Genomic DNA, 15,976 nt, shown 5'->3' on the forward strand with positions numbered 1-15,976 from the left:
GCGGCCCGGCAGTTAAGTCTTCTGAGTCGCTGTGTAAGAAGTCTTGTCCCGGAGGCCGGTGGGTCTTAGGTTCCCGGGCATGGCACACGAGACCGCCGACGAGCGGCACGAGCCCGACGACGTTCCCGTAGGTCACCGGCTCCGTGCCCTGCGGCGCGCTCGGCGGCGGACCCTGCGGGCCGTCGCCGACGCCGCCGGGATCAGCGAGGGGTACCTCAGCCAGGTCGAACGCTCCATCGCCAACCCGAGCATCGCCACGCTCCAGCAGATCGCCGCCGCGCTCGGCCTGAAGATGGGCGATCTCTTCGCCGCGGACTACGCGACCGGACCGCGCGTCCTGAAGGCGGCCGCGGCGCCGAGCCTGACCTTCGGGGTGCTGGGGCGCAAGTTCCGGCTCACCCCGGGCCCGCAGCACCACCTGGAGGCGTTCCTCGGCGAGTTCGAGCCCGGCGGGTCGACCGGCGACCGGCCCTACACGCACGGCGACTCGGAGGAGTTCCTGTACGTGCTGGCGGGCGAGGTCGAACTCCACCTGGAGGGCGAGCGCTTCTCCCTCGGGACCGGCGACAGCATCCGGCACAGCAGTGCCGTCCCCCACAAGCTCGTGGAGACCGGCGGCGCCGGCGCCAGGGTCCTGTGGGTGATCAGCCCGCCCAGCTACTGAGCGACGGAGGTCGCGATGACGTTGAACGGCAACATCTCCTTCTGGTACCGGCAGACCGGCATTCCCAGCCGGCGCGACCCCCTGGACGGCCCGGTCGTCGCCGACGTGTGCATCGTCGGCGCCGGCTTCACCGGACTGTGGACCGCGTACTACCTCAAGAAGGCCGACCCGGGCCTGCACATCGTCGTACTGGAGCGGGAGTTCGCGGGCTACGGAGCCTCGGGCCGCAACGCCGGCTGGCTCAGCGGCAAGATCGCGGGTTCCCCCGCGGTGTACGCACGGGAGCGCGGGCCGCAGTCCGTACGGGAGCTGCAGCGGGCGATGAACGCCACGGTGGACGAGGTCATCGCGGTGGCCGGGGACGAGGGCATCGACGCCGACATGGTCAAGAGCGGCTATCTGAGCGTGGCCCACCGGCCCGCCCAGTTGCCGCGGCTGCGCGCCGCACACGAGAAGTCCCGGCACTGGGGCAACGAGGACGAGGTCCTGCTCTCGGGGCGCGAGGTGCGCGACCGGGTGGACGTGGCCGGCGCGCTGGGCGGCGTGCACAACCCGCACTGCGCCCGTGTCCACCCCGCCAAGCTGGTGCAGGGCCTCGCCCGGGCGGTCGCGGCCCTCGGGGTGACGATCCACGAGTCCACGCCCGTCACCCGCATCGCACCGGGGCGCGCCGAGACGCCCTTCGGGACGGTGCGGGCCCGCCGCGTCCTCCGGGCCACCGAGGGGTTCACCAGCGACCTCTACGGAGAGCGTCGCACCTGGCTGCCGATGAACTCCTCCATGGTGGTCACCGAACCGCTGCCCGAAGAGGCGTGGAAGGCCATTGGCTGGGACGGGCACGAACTGCTCAGCGACCTCACGCACGCCTACACGTATGCGCAGCGCACGGCGGACGGCCGCATCGCGATCGGCGGGCGCGGCGTCCCGTACCGCTTCGGGTCCCGCGTGGACCGGGACGGCCGGACCAGCCCGAAGACGGTACGGGCGCTGCGCGACACCCTGGCTCGCCTGCTGCCCGCGACCGCCGGTGCGCGGATCGACCACGCCTGGTCGGGCGTACTCGCGGTGCCGCGCGACTGGTGCGCGTCGGTGTCCTTCGACCCGAATACCGGGCTGGGCTGGGCCGGCGGCTACGTAGGGCACGGCGTCGCGGCGACCAACCTGGCCGGCCGCACCCTGCGCGACCTCGTACTGGAACGGGACACCGAGCTGACCCGGCTGCCGTGGACGGGGCACCGGACCCGCGGCTGGGAGCCGGAGCCTGCCCGCTGGCTCGGCGTGCACGGCATGTACGCCGCCTACCGAGCGGCGGACCGCAGCGAGGCCGCGCGCCGCACCACCACCGCCCCGATCGCCAGGATCGCCGACCGCATCTCGGGACGCTGACATGCACCCCACCACTTCGCAGCCCGCCAGATCCGCCGCCCCCGAAAGCAACAGCCGCACCGCACGCCGCGCGGGGTTCGCCTCGTTTCGGCGCGCACGGCCGAGGAGTAGGACGACCGGTCGGAGAAAGGCCCTCAGGCGCCGCTGTGGGCCCGTACGAAGCGCACCGGGGTGCCCGGTGCGGCCTGGGCGGCGGCGGGCAGTGCGGACTCTCGTACGACGCCGATGACCGGGTAGCCGCCGGTCGTCGGGTGGTCGGCGAGGAAGAGTACCGGGAGGCCGTTCGGGGGGACCTGGACGGCGCCCAGGGCCATGCCCTCGCTGGGGAGTTCGCCGTCCCGAGCGCGCTCCAGGGACGGCCCCTCGGTGCGCAGTCCGATGCGGTTGCTCGCGGACGACACCCGCCAGACGCCGGTCAGGAGGGTGTGCAGCCCCGCGGCCGTGAACCAGTCGTGGCGCGGCCCGAGGCGGACGGGCAGGACCAGTTCGCGTGCCGGACCGGTGTGCGGGACCGCGTCCGCAGCGGGCACCGGCGCGCCCGGTGTGCCGAGCGGCAGCACGGCGCCGTCGGTGAGCGGGTCGGGGCCGAGCCCCGAGAGGAGGTCGGTGGCGCGGCTGCCGAGTACCGGCTCGGCCGCGATGCCGCCCGCGAAGGCCAGGTAACTGCGCAGCCCGTAGGTGGCGGTGCCCACCTCCAGGACGGCGTCGGCGGGTACGTGCACCGGGGCGCCCCAGGCGGCGGGGCGGCCGTCGACGGTCACCGGGCAGGGCGCGCCCGTGACGGCTACGGTGACGGCGCTGCGCATCCGTACCGCGCACCCGGTGACGGTGGTCTCCAGGGTGGCCGCTTCGGGGGCGTTGCCGACGAGGCGGTTGGCCAGGCGGTGGGCGTTCGCGTCGAGCGCGCCGGAGCGCGGGACGCCCAGGTGGGCGTGGCCGGCGCGGCCGAGGTCCTGGACGGTGGTCAGTGCTCCGGCGCGTACGACGGCGAATGCGCGGTCGGTCACTGGGCCGCCTCCGGGTGCGGGTCGAACGGCTGCGGGACGAAGCGTACGAGGGTGCCCGGTGCGAACAGTGCCGCCGGCTCCCGGGAGGCGTCCCACAGCACGGTGTCCGTGGTGCCCAGCAGCTGCCAGCCGCCGGGGGAGGAGCGCGGGTACACGCCCGTGTACGGGCCCGCGAGGGCGACCGAGCCGACCGGGAGGCGAGTCCTCGGGGTGGCGCGGCGCGGCACGTGATAGCGCTCGGGCAGGCCGGTGAGGTAGCCGAAGCCGGGCGCGAAGCCGCAGAAGGCGACGCGGAATTCGGTACCGGAGTGGATCCGTACGACCTCTTCCGGGGTGACGCCCCATAGTTCGGCGACGTCGGCGAGGTCGGGGCCGTCGTAGCGGACGGGCACTTCGAGGGTCTGCGCACCGGAGCGGGTGGCCGGCGGGACGTCCCAGCCGGCCAGCTCGGCCGCGAACCGCTCCGGTGCGGCGAGCCCGTCGATCAGTACGGTGCGCGCCGCGGGGACGATCTCGCGGGTGGCGGGCAGTCGGCCGGCCGCGGCGCGGCGCAGCAGTTCGGCGTGGAGCGCTTCGACGGCCGCGCCGCTGTCGAGTTCGACGAGCAGGCCGTGATCGCCCACGGGCAGCGTGCGCATACGAAGGCCGCGCTCCTCGGCGGAGGCCGGGAGTGCGGTCATGCGAACGCCGCCACGCGGACGCCGGCCGCCGTCAGTTCGTCGCGTACGCGCCGTGCGAGGTCCGCGGCGCCCGGGGTGTCGCCGTGCAGGCACAGCGACTGCACGTCGACCTCCACGCGCTCGCCGTCGAGGGAGGTGACGGCGTGGTCGCGGGCGAGGCCGAGGGAGCGCTTGACGACGGCGTCCGGGTCGTGGACGACCGCGCCGGGCTCCCGGCGCGGGACCAGGGTGCCGGCGGCCGTGTAGGCGCGGTCGGCGAACGCCTCGGTGACGGCGGGCAGCCCGGCGGCGCGCGCCGCCGCGTGCAACTGCGAGCCGGGGAGCCCGAGTACGGGCAGCGGGCCGGCCGCACGCCGGATGCCGGTGACGACGGCGCCGGCCTGCTCGGCGTCGTGGACGGCACGGTTGTACAGCGCGCCGTGCGGCTTCACGTAGGAGACGCGGGAACCGGCGGCGCGTGCGAAGACCTCCAGGGCGCCGATCTGGTACGCGATCTCGTCGGCGAGTTCGTCCGGGGGGACGTCCATGGCGCGGCGGCCGAAGCCGGCGAGGTCGCGGTAGGAGACCTGGGCGCCGATGCGGACGCCGCGCTCGGCGGCCGTCTCGCAGACCCTGCGCATCGTCGAGGGGTCGCCCGCGTGGAAGCCGCACGCGACGTTGGCGCTGGTGACGACGGAGAGCAGACTGTCGTCATCGGTGAGCTGCCACCGTCCGAACCCTTCACCGAGGTCGGCGTTGAGGTCGATCACCGGGTCCGTCATGTGCGTCCCTTCCAACAGGGCCGGCGGGGCCGACGTTTCTGATGCCGGCAGAGCCGGACGTGGGCAGGGCAAGGCAGAGCCGGCCGGCCCGTTTCCGTAGCGGCTGTCCTCCTGGGGCGCTCGGGCCGACCGGTTACCGCATCAAGCTAGAGGATTGTTGAACGATAGGACAAGAGGGTTGTTGTCTTGTTCGCCGATCTGGGATTGACTGCGTGCCCTTGTGGGCGGCCGCGCGGCCGCCGTACGCGGTCACGGTGACCAGGGGGACGAAAGTGAGGCGCGAGGTGGCGAAGGGGATCGACCGGCGGCTCGTGGAGGAGCCGGCCGGGCTGGCGATGGACCGGGCGCTGCTGGGGCGGACGAGTACCGCCGAGCGGGTCGCGGACATACTGCGCGACCGCATCGCGGAGGGGTTCTTCCCGCCCGGAGCGCGGCTGTCGGAGGACTCCATCGGCGGCGCGCTGGGGGTGTCGCGGAACACGCTGCGGGAGGCGTTCCGGCTGCTCACGCACGAGCGGCTGCTGGTGCACGAGCTGAACCGCGGCGTCTTCGTGCGGGTGGTCGCGGTGGACGACCTCGCCGACATCTACCGGGTGCGCGGGATGATCGAGTGCGCCGTGGTCCGCGGCCTGGGCGAGCCGCCGTACGCTCTGGACCAGGTCGAGGCGGCCGTGGTGGCGGGGGAGCGGGCCGCGCTGGAGCGGTCCTGGCAGGACCTGTCGACGGCCAACATCCGCTTCCACCAGGCGCTGGTCGCGCTGGCCGGCAGTCCGCGCACGGACGAGCTGATGCGCGGCGTCCTCGCGGAGCTGCGGCTGGTGTTCCACGTAATGGACGACCCGCGCCGCTTCCACGAGCCGTATCTCACGCGGAACCGCCAGATCCTCGAAGCGCTGCAGGGCGGCGACGTGGTCCAGGCGGAGCGGCTGCTCGCGTCCTACCTGGACGATTCCCGGGCTCAGCTGTCAAGTGCCTACGCCCAGCAGGTCGCCACGCAAGTTTCCGGCAGGTAACGAGAATCACCCGCCTATTGTCGGATCGTAGAACGATCCTCTACCGTCCTGGCACATCCCCACGAGACCCGTGGGTTTCTGCGTGCGAAAGGCGGTCCCGTGATCGTTCTTCTGGGCGTTCTCGTGGTGATCATCGGATTCGCCACGCGCCGCAATCCCCTGCTGGTGGTGGGGGTGGCGGGCATCGCCACCGGATTCCTCGGCGGCCTGTCGCCGCAGAAGGTGCTCGCCGCCTTCGGTGACGGCTTCGCCTCCAGCCGGGCGGTGACGATCTTCGTCATCACGCTGCCGGTCATCGGCCTCCTGGAGCGCCACGGCCTCCAGGAGCAGGCGCGCAACCTCATCGCACGCTTCGCGAAGCTCACCACCGGACGCTTCCTCACGCTCTACCTCGTGCTGCGCCAGTGCTTCGCCGCGCTCGGCCTGAAGGACCTCTTCGGGCCCGCCCAGACGGTGCGCCCGCTCGCCGCCCCGATGGCCGAGGGCGCGGCGGAACGCCGCTACGGAGCGCTGCCGGACAAAACCCGCGAGAAGATCCGGTCCTTCACCGCCAGCGCGGACAACGTCGGGCTCTTCTTCGGCGAGGACGTCTTCCTCGCCGTCGGCTCGATCCTCCTGATCACCGGCTTCGCCAACTCGACGTACCACACCCACCTCGAACCGCTGCAGCTCGCCCTCTGGGCCATCCCGACGGGGCTGTGCGCGCTGCTCATCCACGGCGGCCGGCTGCTGCGCATGGACCGCACGCTGGAGCGCGAACTGCTCGGCGCCCGCGTCGAACCCGCCCCCCAGGAGGCCACGAAGTGATCAAGGCAGAGTGGTTCTACTGGCTGGTCGGCGCGCTCTTCCTGGTGATGGCCGTACAGATGGCCGCCGACCGCAGCAACCCGAAGCGCTTCGGCACGGCGGCCTTCTGGGGCCTGCTCGGCGCCGGCTTCGTCTACAGCTCCTGGGTCGTCGACAAGTCGGCACCCGCCGAGCCGCTCGGCGTCGCGGTCCTCGTGATGATCTGCCTGGCCGCCTTCGGGTTCACCGGGCGCGGCAAGCCCCGGACGACGACCACGGAGGAACGGCAGGCGAGCGCCCGTAGGCACGGCAGCAAGCTGTTCATCCCCGCCCTGACCATTCCCGCCGTCGCCCTGGTCTGCGCCGTCCTCGTCCCCAAGCTCTCCCTCGGGGGCGCGCCGCTCCTCCAGGAGGGCAGCGAGACCATCCTCGGGCTCGGCATCGGCGCCATCGTGGCGCTCGTTCTCGCCATGGTCATGCTGCGCGAGAAGAAGGCCGCGGCGCCGCTGCACGCGGGCCGCTCGATGCTGGAGTCCATGGGCTGGGCGATGCTGCTGCCGCAGCTGCTCGCCACCCTCGGCACGATCTTCGCGGTCTCCGGCGTCGGCAAGCAGGTCGGCATCCTCACCGAGGCGGTGCTGCCGCACGGCTCGGTGGTCACCGCTGTCGTCGTCTACTGCGTCGGGATGTTCCTGTTCACGGTGGTCATGGGCAACGGCTTCGCCGCCTTCCCCGTCATGACCGCCGCCGTCGGCTGGCCCGTCCTCATCGAGCAGGCGCACGGCAACGCCCCGGCGATCCTCGCGATCGGCATGCTCTGCGGCTTCTGCGGCACGCTCGTGACGCCGATGGCCGCCAACTTCAACGTGGTGCCCGCCGCGCTGCTGGAGCTGAAGGACCAGTACGGTCCGATCAAGGCCCAGCTGCCCACCGCGGTCGCGCTGCTGGGCTGCAACATCGTCATCATGTCCGTCTTCGCGTTCTGACGCGGACCTGCCGAAACCGAGTAACACTCCATGACCCGGGTACTTCTGACCGGATTCGCCCCCTTCGAGGGGGAGCGCGTCAACCCCTCCTGGCAGGCCGTCCAAGCCGTCGCGGCCGACCCGCCGCCCGGCTACGAGATCGCGACCGCCGAACTGCCCTGCGTCTTCGGTGCGGCGAACGATGCCCTCCGTAAGGCCGTCGCGGACGCCGACCCCGAGGTCGTCCTCTGTGTCGGCCAGGCCGGCGGCCGCCCGGACGTCACCGTCGAGCGGGTGGCCATCAATGTCGACGACGCGCGCATTCCCGACAATTCGGGTGCGCAGCCCGTCGACGTACCGGTCGTCGAGGACGGCCCCGCCGCGTACTTCGCCACGCTCCCGGTCAAGGCGTGCGTCGCCGCCGTACGGGAGGCCGGGCTGCCCGCCTCGGTCTCGCAGACCGCCGGCACCTTCGTCTGCAACCACGTCTTCTACGGGCTGATGCACCTCATCGCCACCGAACGGCCCGCCGTGCGCGGCGGCTTCGTGCACGTCCCGTACGCTCCCGGACAGGTCACCGACCAGGGCAAGCCGTCACTCCCGGTCACGTCCGTCGCCCAGGCGCTGCGCGTGATCATGATCACGGCGGCGGAGCGCACCGAGGACATCAAGGCTGTGGGCGGCGCCACACACTGACCTGCCAGGCCGTGCCGTTTCGTCCGTTGTCAGTGCGACGGCCTAATCTGTTCACCGTGACTTCTCCATCCCCCCAGAGCGCTCCGCCCCAGTTCAGCGGGGTGACGCGGCCCGCGCCGGGCCCGGCGGCCGACGAGGGCCTGGCCCGGCGGCTGCGCGCGCTCGCGTGCACGGCCCCGCTGCACGACCTCGACGCGCGCAAGGCCAACCTCGCGGGGGAGTACGGCGTCTATGCCATGGCGGAGGTCGCCCTCGCCGCCATCGACCTGGTCACGCTCCACATGGACTTCGACACCGGCGCTGACCACGAACAGATAGTGGCCAGGCTGCAGCCCCGCATCGCGGCCCAGGCCCCGCGCCGCCCGGCGGCGGAGCACGAGCGCGTCGCCCGCTGGGTCCTGGAGAACCTGATCAACGTCGGCAGCGTGGACCGCGGCTTCCGCGCGGTCTACGGCACGTTCACCGCCGAGGGCGACTACATCCGCAGGGACTACGATTTCAAGCTCATCGAGGAGGTCCCGGGCCCCGGCGGCACGGTCTACCTCCGTACCACCGACGAAGCGGTCAACGTCCTGGTGGGCGCGCTGGACACGGACGTCACCAGCGCCCAGATCGCCGCCGAGGTCAAGCTCGAGGTGCTCATCAGCCGCGGCCGCCTCGCCGACGCCCAGCTCGCCGCCGAGCAGGCGCGGTACCGCACGGTGCAGTACGCCGAAACGCTCCGCAGGACCCTCGACGCCACCCGGCGCAACGTCCGCGCGGTCGACTGGCTGCGCGCCGTCCCCGACATGATCACCGAGGCGCTCGACCACGTCGCGGACCGGTACCGCCACGAGAACGCGATCCTGACCAACATCCGCCGCGTCCGGGACGAGGCCGAGGCCGGCGGGGATCCGAAGATGGGCGAGCACAAGCGCCGCGCCGCCGAGCTCGTCGACATCGTCAAGGACTGCATCCGCCGCCACACCCAGCTGCAGTCCCGCCTCCTGGAAGCGGGCCCGCTCTTCCGCGCCGAGCAGGACCGGCAGGCGTTCGCGCCGCCCGCCGCGCACGCCGGACTCGACCTGTACGGCCAGCTCGTCGCCCCCGTACTGCCGCTGCCCGTCGAGCAGTCCACCCGCGTCACCGACGCCTTCTTCGCCAAGGGCACCGGCCTGCGCACGCCCACCGCCGTCCGGGTCGGCGACCTGGTCGAGATGCTGCTCACCCCGCCCCAGGAGCGCGAGCACCTGGGCGCCGAGATGCCCGAGCCCGATCTGATCGCCACGCCCGACGACAGCCGGTTCAGCGAGGAGCAGCTGGACGCCGCGACCGCGCTGCTCACGCTGCCCGCGGACGCGCCGCGCAGGCTCTCCGGACTGCTCGCCGAAGCGCGCCGCCAGGACCCCGAACTGCCGTACCTGGTCGCGCTGATGGCCGTGCACGCCGCCAGCCCGCCGGTCGGCACGGCCTACCGCCAGGGCGAGGGGCAGCTGCTGTTCGCCGTGGACGACGGTACGGAGCTGGTCGACCCGGAGTTCGGCGGCGCCGACCTGATCGTGGGCACCGCCCTGCTGGACGCGGCCGGCATGGCGGCCGAGCGGTCGGAGGTGGCGTGATGCCGGGAGCCGTGGACGCCGCCCGCCTCAAAGGGGCCGTCGGAGCCGTGGACGCCGCCCGCCCCGAAGGGCCCGCCGCGGCGGGGCCCGCGCAGGGGCGCACCAGAGTTGAGACCGTGAGCCGCAAGGAGCCTGATTCGTGACCGAGTACGACGCCGACGACGCCGCGCGGCCGGACCCGACGGCCGCCGCGGGCGACGGCTGGGGCCTGCCCGCAGCCGAGGCGGAGCCGTCCGCCAAGGGCCCCGCGCCGGTCACCCCCGCCGACGCGGCGGACGCCGCCCGCCTGGTCTCCTTCGGCCTCCAGCCCAAGCTGCTGCCCGCCCGCGACGTCGAGTACGGCGAGCTGCTGCGGCGCTATCGGGACGAGCCCGCGTTCGCGCGGCTCGCCGACGCCGTCGCCTCCGGGCTCGGCCTGGTCGTCCTGGAGGTCTCCACCCGCGCCGGAATGGCCGTCACGGCCGCCGAGGACTCCGTCTTCGCGGTCCGCATGGGCGACTACGCCCGCCGCGCCTCCACGGACGCGGGCGACCGCTTCCTGCACGGTCTCGCGCACCTGGCCGTCGCCGCGATGGCCTTCCCGCGCCCCGAGGACCTCGCCGACGACGGCTACATCGGCCGCATCACCGTCAACGGCGTGGACGCGTTCGTCCGCCAGGCGTGCCGCCGCCTGGAGGAGCGCGCCGCCGAGGCCGGCGAGAACACCGACCCCACCAGCGGCGCGCCCGGCCTGGAGGCGTCCTGGCGGGTCTACGCCCGGCGCAGCTCGACGGGCGCCACGAAGGACGCCCGGCGGCTGGCCGGTTCGACCACGGGCATCATCGCCAAGGCCGTCTCCTTCCTCGTCGACTCCGGGTTCCTGCAGCGCACGGGGGACGACGCCGGAGGCGCGTACCGCACCACCGCCCGGTATCAGCTCCAGGTGCGCGACATGGCGGGTACGGCCGCCATGGCCGAGCTGCTGGAGCTGGGCGTGGTCCCCATAGCGGACGGCAGCGCCTCGCTGCTGCCCGCCGAGGACACCGACGACCTGGACCTGGTCGCCGACGCGGGACTGCCCTTCCACTCGGGCTGACCCGTCCCCGTACGCCGCGAGCACCCCACGACCGAGGGCCGGCCCCCAGCGCCGGCCACCCACCGACCACCGTCACGACAACGAGAGTCCGCCGCTATGTACGAGCTGTCCCGGGTTCGCCTCTACTCCATCGGGCCCGCCGGTGCGCGCTACGCCGACACGGTCCTGGACCTGCGCGGAGTCGGTGAGCCGGTGCCCCGGCCGGCCCCGGCGCAGGCGGACTTCTTCGAGGAGGAGCCGGTCGGCCCGCCGCGCCGCCCGGCCCCCGCCGGCGTGCTCTTCCTGGAGAACGGCGGCGGCAAGTCCGTCCTGCTCAAGCTGATCTTCTCGGTCATGCTGCCCGGCCACCGCAACACCCTCGGCGGCGCCAGCTCCGGTGTGCTGCGCAAGTTCCTGCTCGCCGACGACTGCGGCCACGTCGCGCTGGAGTGGCAGCACACGCTCACCGGCGAGACCGTCGTGGTCGGCAAGGTCAGCGAGTGGCGCGGCCGCCAGGTCTCCAACGACCCGCGGAAGTTCGCCGAGGCGTGGTACAGCTTCCGACCCGGCCCGGGGATGAGTCTGGACTCGCTCCCTGTGGCCGAGTCCACCGCCGTCCGCCCGATCGTCGAGGGCGCCTCCGGTGCCCAGGGCCGCCGCCGCACGATGAAGGGCTTCCGCGACGCCCTCACCGAGGCCGGCAAGAACTACCCCAACCTCGACGTGGCCTGGGTCGAGATCCACGAGCGCTGGAACGAACACCTGGGCGAGCTGGGCCTGGACCCCGAACTGTTCCGGTACCAGCGCGAGATGAACGCCGACGAGGGCGAGGCGGCCGGCCTCTTCGCGGTCAAGAACGACTCCGACTTCACCGACCTGCTGCTGCGCGCGGTCACCGACACCCGCGACACCGACGGCCTCGCCGACCTCGTGCACGGCTTCGCGCACAAGCTCGGCCGCCGCGCCGAGCTGACCGCCGAGCGCGACTTCACCGCCGGCTCCCTCGACCTCCTCTCGAAGATCGCCGAGAACGCCGAACACCGGGAGCGCGCACGGGAGGTGCACGCCGGGGCCGAGCGCCGCACGCGCCACCTCGCGCAGCGGCTGCACGCCCGCGCCACCGAGGAGCGCGGCCGCACCGCCGAACTGGCCGAGCAGGTCGCCGCCGCCTCCCACGCCGTCACCGAGGCCGAGTCCGGCCGCGAGCGCCGCTCGCTCATCTCCGCCGAGCTCGCCTACCGGCACGCCTCCCTCGCGCTGGCCGCCGCCGAGAAGGGCGCGGCCGCCCAGCGCCGCGAGCTGAACGACGCCCGCACGCTGCACTCCGCCTGGCAGGCCGCCGAGACCGTACTGCGGCACCGCGCCGCCGCCGACCGCTCGGCCCGCGTCGCCGCCGCGATCCAGGAGGCCGAGCGGGACGCGGCCCCCGCGCTGGCCGCCCGCAGCAAGGCCGCCGCCGACCTCGTACGGGCCCTGCACGCCGCCGCGACCGAGGCCGAGACCTGGGCCAACCAGGAGGAGGAGCGGTCCGCGGTCCTCCAGGAGACGGGCGAGTCGGCGCACCGCGACGCCACCGCCGCCGCGACCGCCGCCCAGCGCGCCCGCAGCGAGACCGAGCACCTCAAGCAGCGGCTGGCCGAGGTCGAGCAGGAGACGGCGGAGGCGGTACGGGCCGGCTGGCTGGACGACACCGCGCCGGACGCCGATCCGGCACGCGCCGCGCTCGCCGCGACGGACGCGGAGAAGGCCGCCGTCGAGTCCTGGGACACAGCGCGCGAGGCGGCCCGGCAGACCGGGGACCGCGCCAAGGAGGCCGCGGCGCGCCAGTCCCGCGCCGAACTGGCGGCGGCGCGCGCGGAGGACGCCGCGCTCGCGGCGGAGCGCGCGTACGACGCGGAGCGCCGCGCCGCCGAGTCCATCGGCGCCGAGCCGCGCCTCGCGGAGCTGCTGGGCATGGAGTCGGCCACGGGTACGCCCGCGGCGGTTCCGGGCGTACCAGGGCAGCGCGGCGGCCGCCCGCTCGCCGCGGAGTCCCGGCAGCCGCTCCAGGTGACGGTCCGCGTCGACGACGGCGAGGCGGCGGCGCCCGCCGAGGGCACGGACGACGCCGAGCCGGACGACGGGTACTTCGCAGGTCCCGTTATGGGAAGCGGCGCCCCTGTAGAGGCGCGCCCTGCGGCCCCTGAAGAGGCCACGTCCGCCACCGGGGACGCGATGTCCGTACGGAACGGCTCCTGGGCGTCCGGCGTCGTGGGGCTCGGGACCTCGGCCGACGAGGAGTCCCCCGAGGCCGAGGCCCGGCCCGCCGGGGGACACGGCACGTATGCCGCCGAGTCCGGCTCCCGGGACGAGGTCTCGGCGCGGATCGACTCCGATGCGGCGGACGGTGCCGCAGCGGCGGACGCGCCCGAGGGCGAGCCGGCCGAGGGCGAGTGGGCCGAGGCGGTCGACGAGGTGCCGGACGCCGCTGCCCCGGAAGATGCCGCCGAGGCTCCGCCCGCCGATGACGAAGCCTGCCCCGACGACGAGGGCGAAAGCCCGGCCGACGCGCGCGGCCGGACCGCCGTTCCCGCCCGCCCCGCGGGCTCGTCCGGCCCCCTCTCCGCCGAAGACGTCGACCGGAACGCCGACGCGCTGCAGGAGCTGCTCGACGACGGCGTCAGCTCCGCCGAGCGGCAGCTGTTCGAGATGCGGACCGCCGCCGCCGACGACTCGCGCATCCTCGGCGCGCTGGGCGACGGCGGACTGCTGCCGCCCGGCCCCGATGTCCTGGCGGCCGTCGAGTACTTGGGTGAGCACGGCGTCCCCGCCCTGCCCGGCTGGCGCTACCTCGCCCAGGCCGTCGACCCCGTCGACCACGCCCGCGTGCTGGCCGCCCGGCCCGAGCTGGTCGACGGCGTGATCATCACCGATCCCGACACCCACGCGCGCGCCCGCGACGTGCTGGCGCAGGCGGCCCTGCTGCCGCGCTCGGCCGTCGCCGTCGGTACGGCGGCGGCCCTGCTCGCGCCCACCCCGTCGCCGGACGCCCAGGACACCGGCGTCTTCCTCGTCCCGCCGAACCCGGCGATGCACGACGAGTCGGCCGCCGACGAGGAGCGGCAGGCGCTGCGTGCCCGGGCCGCGGCCCGCGACGAGGAGATCCGGCAGCTCGCGGCCCGGCTCTCCGCCGACCGCGCGCTCGCCGCCCGGCTGGCCTCCTGGCGTACGGGCTGCCCGGCCGGCCGGCTCGCCGAGCTGGCGGCCGCGGCCGAGGAGACCCGTACGACGGCCGACGCCGCCGCCGAGGAGCTGGCGGAGTCCCGTACGGTACGGGCCGAGGCGGACGAGGCGGCGGCCGAGGCCGCGCGCGTCCGTGAGGAGCGGGGCGAGGCCGCGCAGCGCGCCCGCCGGGTCGCCGACGCGCTGGCCGGGCTCGCCTACCGGCTCCGCGAGCGCGCCGCCTGGCAGAGCAAGCTGCGTGAACTGGCCGACGAGGGCGCGGAGTACGAAGCGCGCGCCGAGGAGTGCGTCGACCGGGCCCGCGCCGCCGACGAGGACCGGCGCGCCGCCCAGCGCGCCGCCGACGACGCCCGCCGCACCGCCCGCGCGCTGCGCGCCGAGCGCGCCGAGATCGCCGGCGTGCCGGACGACCTGGGCGAGGAGGAAGCCCCGCCGGAGTCCTCGCTGCCCACCCTGCGCGAGGCGTACCGTGCGGCGTCCCAGCTGTACGAGAAGGTCGGCGTCGGCGCCGACCTGCGTGCCGAGCAGGCCCGCGCCGAGGGCGACGAGTCCGCGGCCCGCAGGGAGCTGGACCGGCTGACCAACAAGGTGCGGTCCCGCGCCGAGCAGCTGCTGCAGAGCCCGGACGCGGCCGACGGCCCGTCCCGGCAGGCCGCGGCGGCCCGCGCGGAGGAGCTGGTCGCCATGCTGGAGTCGCGGGCCTCGGCGGCCAGCGAGCACCTGGGCCGGCTGCGCGGCGAGGCGGAGCGGCTGGCGCCGCCGGAAGGCGTCGAGGCGCACACCGAGCTGCCCGAGGAGCTGGTCCCGGCCGACGCCGAGCGCGCCAAGGAGCTGCTTCGCAGCGCCAACACCGAGCTGGCCACCGCCACCGACGCGCTGGAGACCGCCCGCGCCACCCACGCCGAGCTGCTGCGCGGCCACCGCGCCGCCGAGGACGCGGCCGGCGGCTTCGACGAGACCGCCGCGATGCTGCGCGACATCCTGCGCGACAACGGCCCCGAGGAGGACCAGGAAGCGCCCGAGCCGTACCGGGGCCGCCTGGAGGAGGCCCGGCAGGCCGCCGCCGAGGCCCGGCGTTCGCTGCGCGGCTGCGCGAGCGACCTCTCCTCGGCCGACTCGGCGGTCCGCGAGGCGAGCGACATCCTCGTACGGCACGCCAACTCCACCAAGTACGAAATGGTCAAGACCCCGGCCCGGCAGCAGATCCGCGAGCTGCCCGCGTCCGCGCTCCCGGACCACGCCGCCAAGTGGGCCGACGCGTTCGCACCCCGCCTGCGCGTCCTGACCGACGAGCTGACGCAGCTGGAGCGCAACCGCGGCAGCATCGTCGACCGGCTGCGCGGCCTGGTGGAGTCCTCGCTGGCCACGCTGCGTTCGGCGCAGCGGCTGTCCCGGCTGCCCGAGGGGCTGGGGGAGTGGTCGGGCCAGGAGTTCCTGCGCATCCGCTTCGACGACCCGGACCAGGCCACGCTCACCGAGCGGCTCGGCGAGGTCATCGACGAGGCGACCCGCGCGGCCGTCAAGCGCAACAGCGACCTGCGCCGGGACGGCATGTCCCTGCTGCTGCGGGGAGTCGCCGCCGCGCTCCAGCCGCGTGGCGTGGCCGTGGAGATCCTCAAGCCGGACGCCGTACTGCGCGCCGAGCGGGTCCCCGTCGGGCAGATGGGCGACGTCTTCTCCGGCGGCCAGCTGCTCACGGCCGCCATCGCGCTGTACTGCACGATGGCGGCGCTGCGCAGCAACGACCGCGGCCGTGACAAGGAGCGGCACGCCGGCACGCTGTTCCTGGACAACCCCATCGGCCGCGCCAACGCCACGTACCTGCTGGAGCTCCAGCGGGCCGTCGCCGACGCGCTCGGCGTCCAGCTCCTCTACACCACGGGCCTGTTCGACACCACGGCACTCGCCGAGTTCCCGCTGGTCATCCGCCTGCGGAACGACGCGGACCTGCGCGCCGGTCTGAAGTACATCAGCGTCGAGGAGCACCTGCGTCCCGGCCTGCCGCAGCAGCGGCCCGAGTCGGAGACGATCCACGGCGAGATCACGGCGACCCGGATGTTCAAGCGACCGGAGGAGCCGGCGCCGGAGCCGGAGCCGGAGCCGGAGCGGGGGCCGGGGCCGGAGAGCAGCCAGGAGTAGCCCGG

At 74.4% G+C, this 15,976-nt stretch carries 12 protein-coding genes; 9 read left to right on the forward strand and 3 right to left on the reverse strand.

The genetic code is table 11. From position 1 onward, the window contains the following. The first annotated feature begins 79 nt into the window (after positions 1 to 79). The gene (locus ACZ4MH_RS24820; RefSeq protein ID WP_351599839.1) at positions 80 to 664 is read left to right on the forward strand and encodes an XRE family transcriptional regulator; all 585 of its coding nucleotides are present in this window, start codon (positions 80 to 82) and stop codon (positions 662 to 664) included. Between the two features lie 15 nt (positions 665 to 679). Further along, positions 680 to 2,050 carry an NAD(P)/FAD-dependent oxidoreductase gene (locus ACZ4MH_RS24825; protein ID WP_351599837.1) on the forward strand — a complete coding sequence of 457 codons (1,371 nt, stop codon included), beginning with the start codon at positions 680 to 682 and terminating at the stop codon, positions 2,048 to 2,050. Between the two features lie 134 nt (positions 2,051 to 2,184). Here ACZ4MH_RS24825 and ACZ4MH_RS24830 read toward each other — a convergent pair whose 3' ends face one another. Genes ACZ4MH_RS24830 through ACZ4MH_RS24840 form a run of 3 tightly spaced genes read right to left on the reverse strand, consistent with a single transcriptional unit; the run spans position 2,185 to position 4,498 of the window. Further along, positions 2,185 to 3,057 (reverse strand): 5-oxoprolinase subunit C family protein, encoded by an 873-nt coding sequence (locus ACZ4MH_RS24830; RefSeq protein WP_351599835.1) that lies wholly within the window; start codon positions 3,055 to 3,057, stop codon positions 2,185 to 2,187. Beyond that, positions 3,054 to 3,695 carry a 5-oxoprolinase subunit B family protein gene (locus ACZ4MH_RS24835; protein ID WP_351599847.1) on the reverse strand — a complete coding sequence of 214 codons (642 nt, stop codon included), beginning with the start codon at positions 3,693 to 3,695 and terminating at the stop codon, positions 3,054 to 3,056. The genes ACZ4MH_RS24830 and ACZ4MH_RS24835 overlap by 4 nt, the downstream gene beginning before the upstream one ends. 38 nt (positions 3,696 to 3,733) lie before the next feature. Next, a complete protein-coding gene (locus tag ACZ4MH_RS24840; protein ID WP_351599833.1) occupies positions 3,734 to 4,498 on the reverse strand; it encodes a LamB/YcsF family protein in 765 nt (254 codons plus the stop codon). Positions 4,499 to 4,833: 335 nt separating this feature from the next. On the opposite strand from ACZ4MH_RS24840, the gene ACZ4MH_RS24845 reads away from it, so the two are divergent. From ACZ4MH_RS24845 to ACZ4MH_RS24875, 7 genes are all read left to right on the forward strand, one after another. After that, the gene (locus ACZ4MH_RS24845; protein ID WP_351599845.1) at positions 4,834 to 5,511 is read left to right on the forward strand and encodes a GntR family transcriptional regulator; all 678 of its coding nucleotides are present in this window, start codon (positions 4,834 to 4,836) and stop codon (positions 5,509 to 5,511) included. A 99-nt stretch (positions 5,512 to 5,610) separates the two neighbouring features. After that, positions 5,611 to 6,318, forward strand: a complete 708-nt coding sequence (locus ACZ4MH_RS24850) for a DUF969 domain-containing protein (RefSeq protein WP_351599831.1) — start codon at positions 5,611 to 5,613, stop codon at positions 6,316 to 6,318. Next, a complete protein-coding gene (locus ACZ4MH_RS24855; RefSeq protein ID WP_351599829.1) occupies positions 6,315 to 7,283 on the forward strand; it encodes a DUF979 domain-containing protein in 969 nt (322 codons plus the stop codon). The genes ACZ4MH_RS24850 and ACZ4MH_RS24855 overlap by 4 nt, the downstream gene beginning before the upstream one ends. A gap of 30 nt (positions 7,284 to 7,313) precedes the next feature. Continuing rightward, positions 7,314 to 7,958, forward strand: a complete 645-nt coding sequence (gene pcp / locus ACZ4MH_RS24860) for a pyroglutamyl-peptidase I (RefSeq protein WP_351599827.1) — start codon at positions 7,314 to 7,316, stop codon at positions 7,956 to 7,958. Positions 7,959 to 8,014: 56 nt separating this feature from the next. After that, positions 8,015 to 9,556: a hypothetical protein gene (locus ACZ4MH_RS24865; protein WP_351599825.1), complete on the forward strand. Its 1,542-nt coding sequence runs from the start codon at positions 8,015 to 8,017 to the stop codon at positions 9,554 to 9,556. Between the two features lie 139 nt (positions 9,557 to 9,695). Further along, entirely contained in the window at positions 9,696 to 10,631 is a 936-nt protein-coding gene (locus ACZ4MH_RS24870; RefSeq protein ID WP_351599823.1) for a hypothetical protein, read from the forward strand. Between the two features lie 96 nt (positions 10,632 to 10,727). Further along, positions 10,728 to 15,971, forward strand: coding sequence for a coiled-coil domain-containing protein (locus tag ACZ4MH_RS24875; RefSeq protein WP_467754692.1), 5,244 nt, complete (start codon positions 10,728 to 10,730; stop codon positions 15,969 to 15,971). Positions 15,972 to 15,976 lie beyond the last annotated feature (5 nt).

It is taken from the genome of Streptomyces sp. NPDC026301 (genome assembly GCF_055567935.1).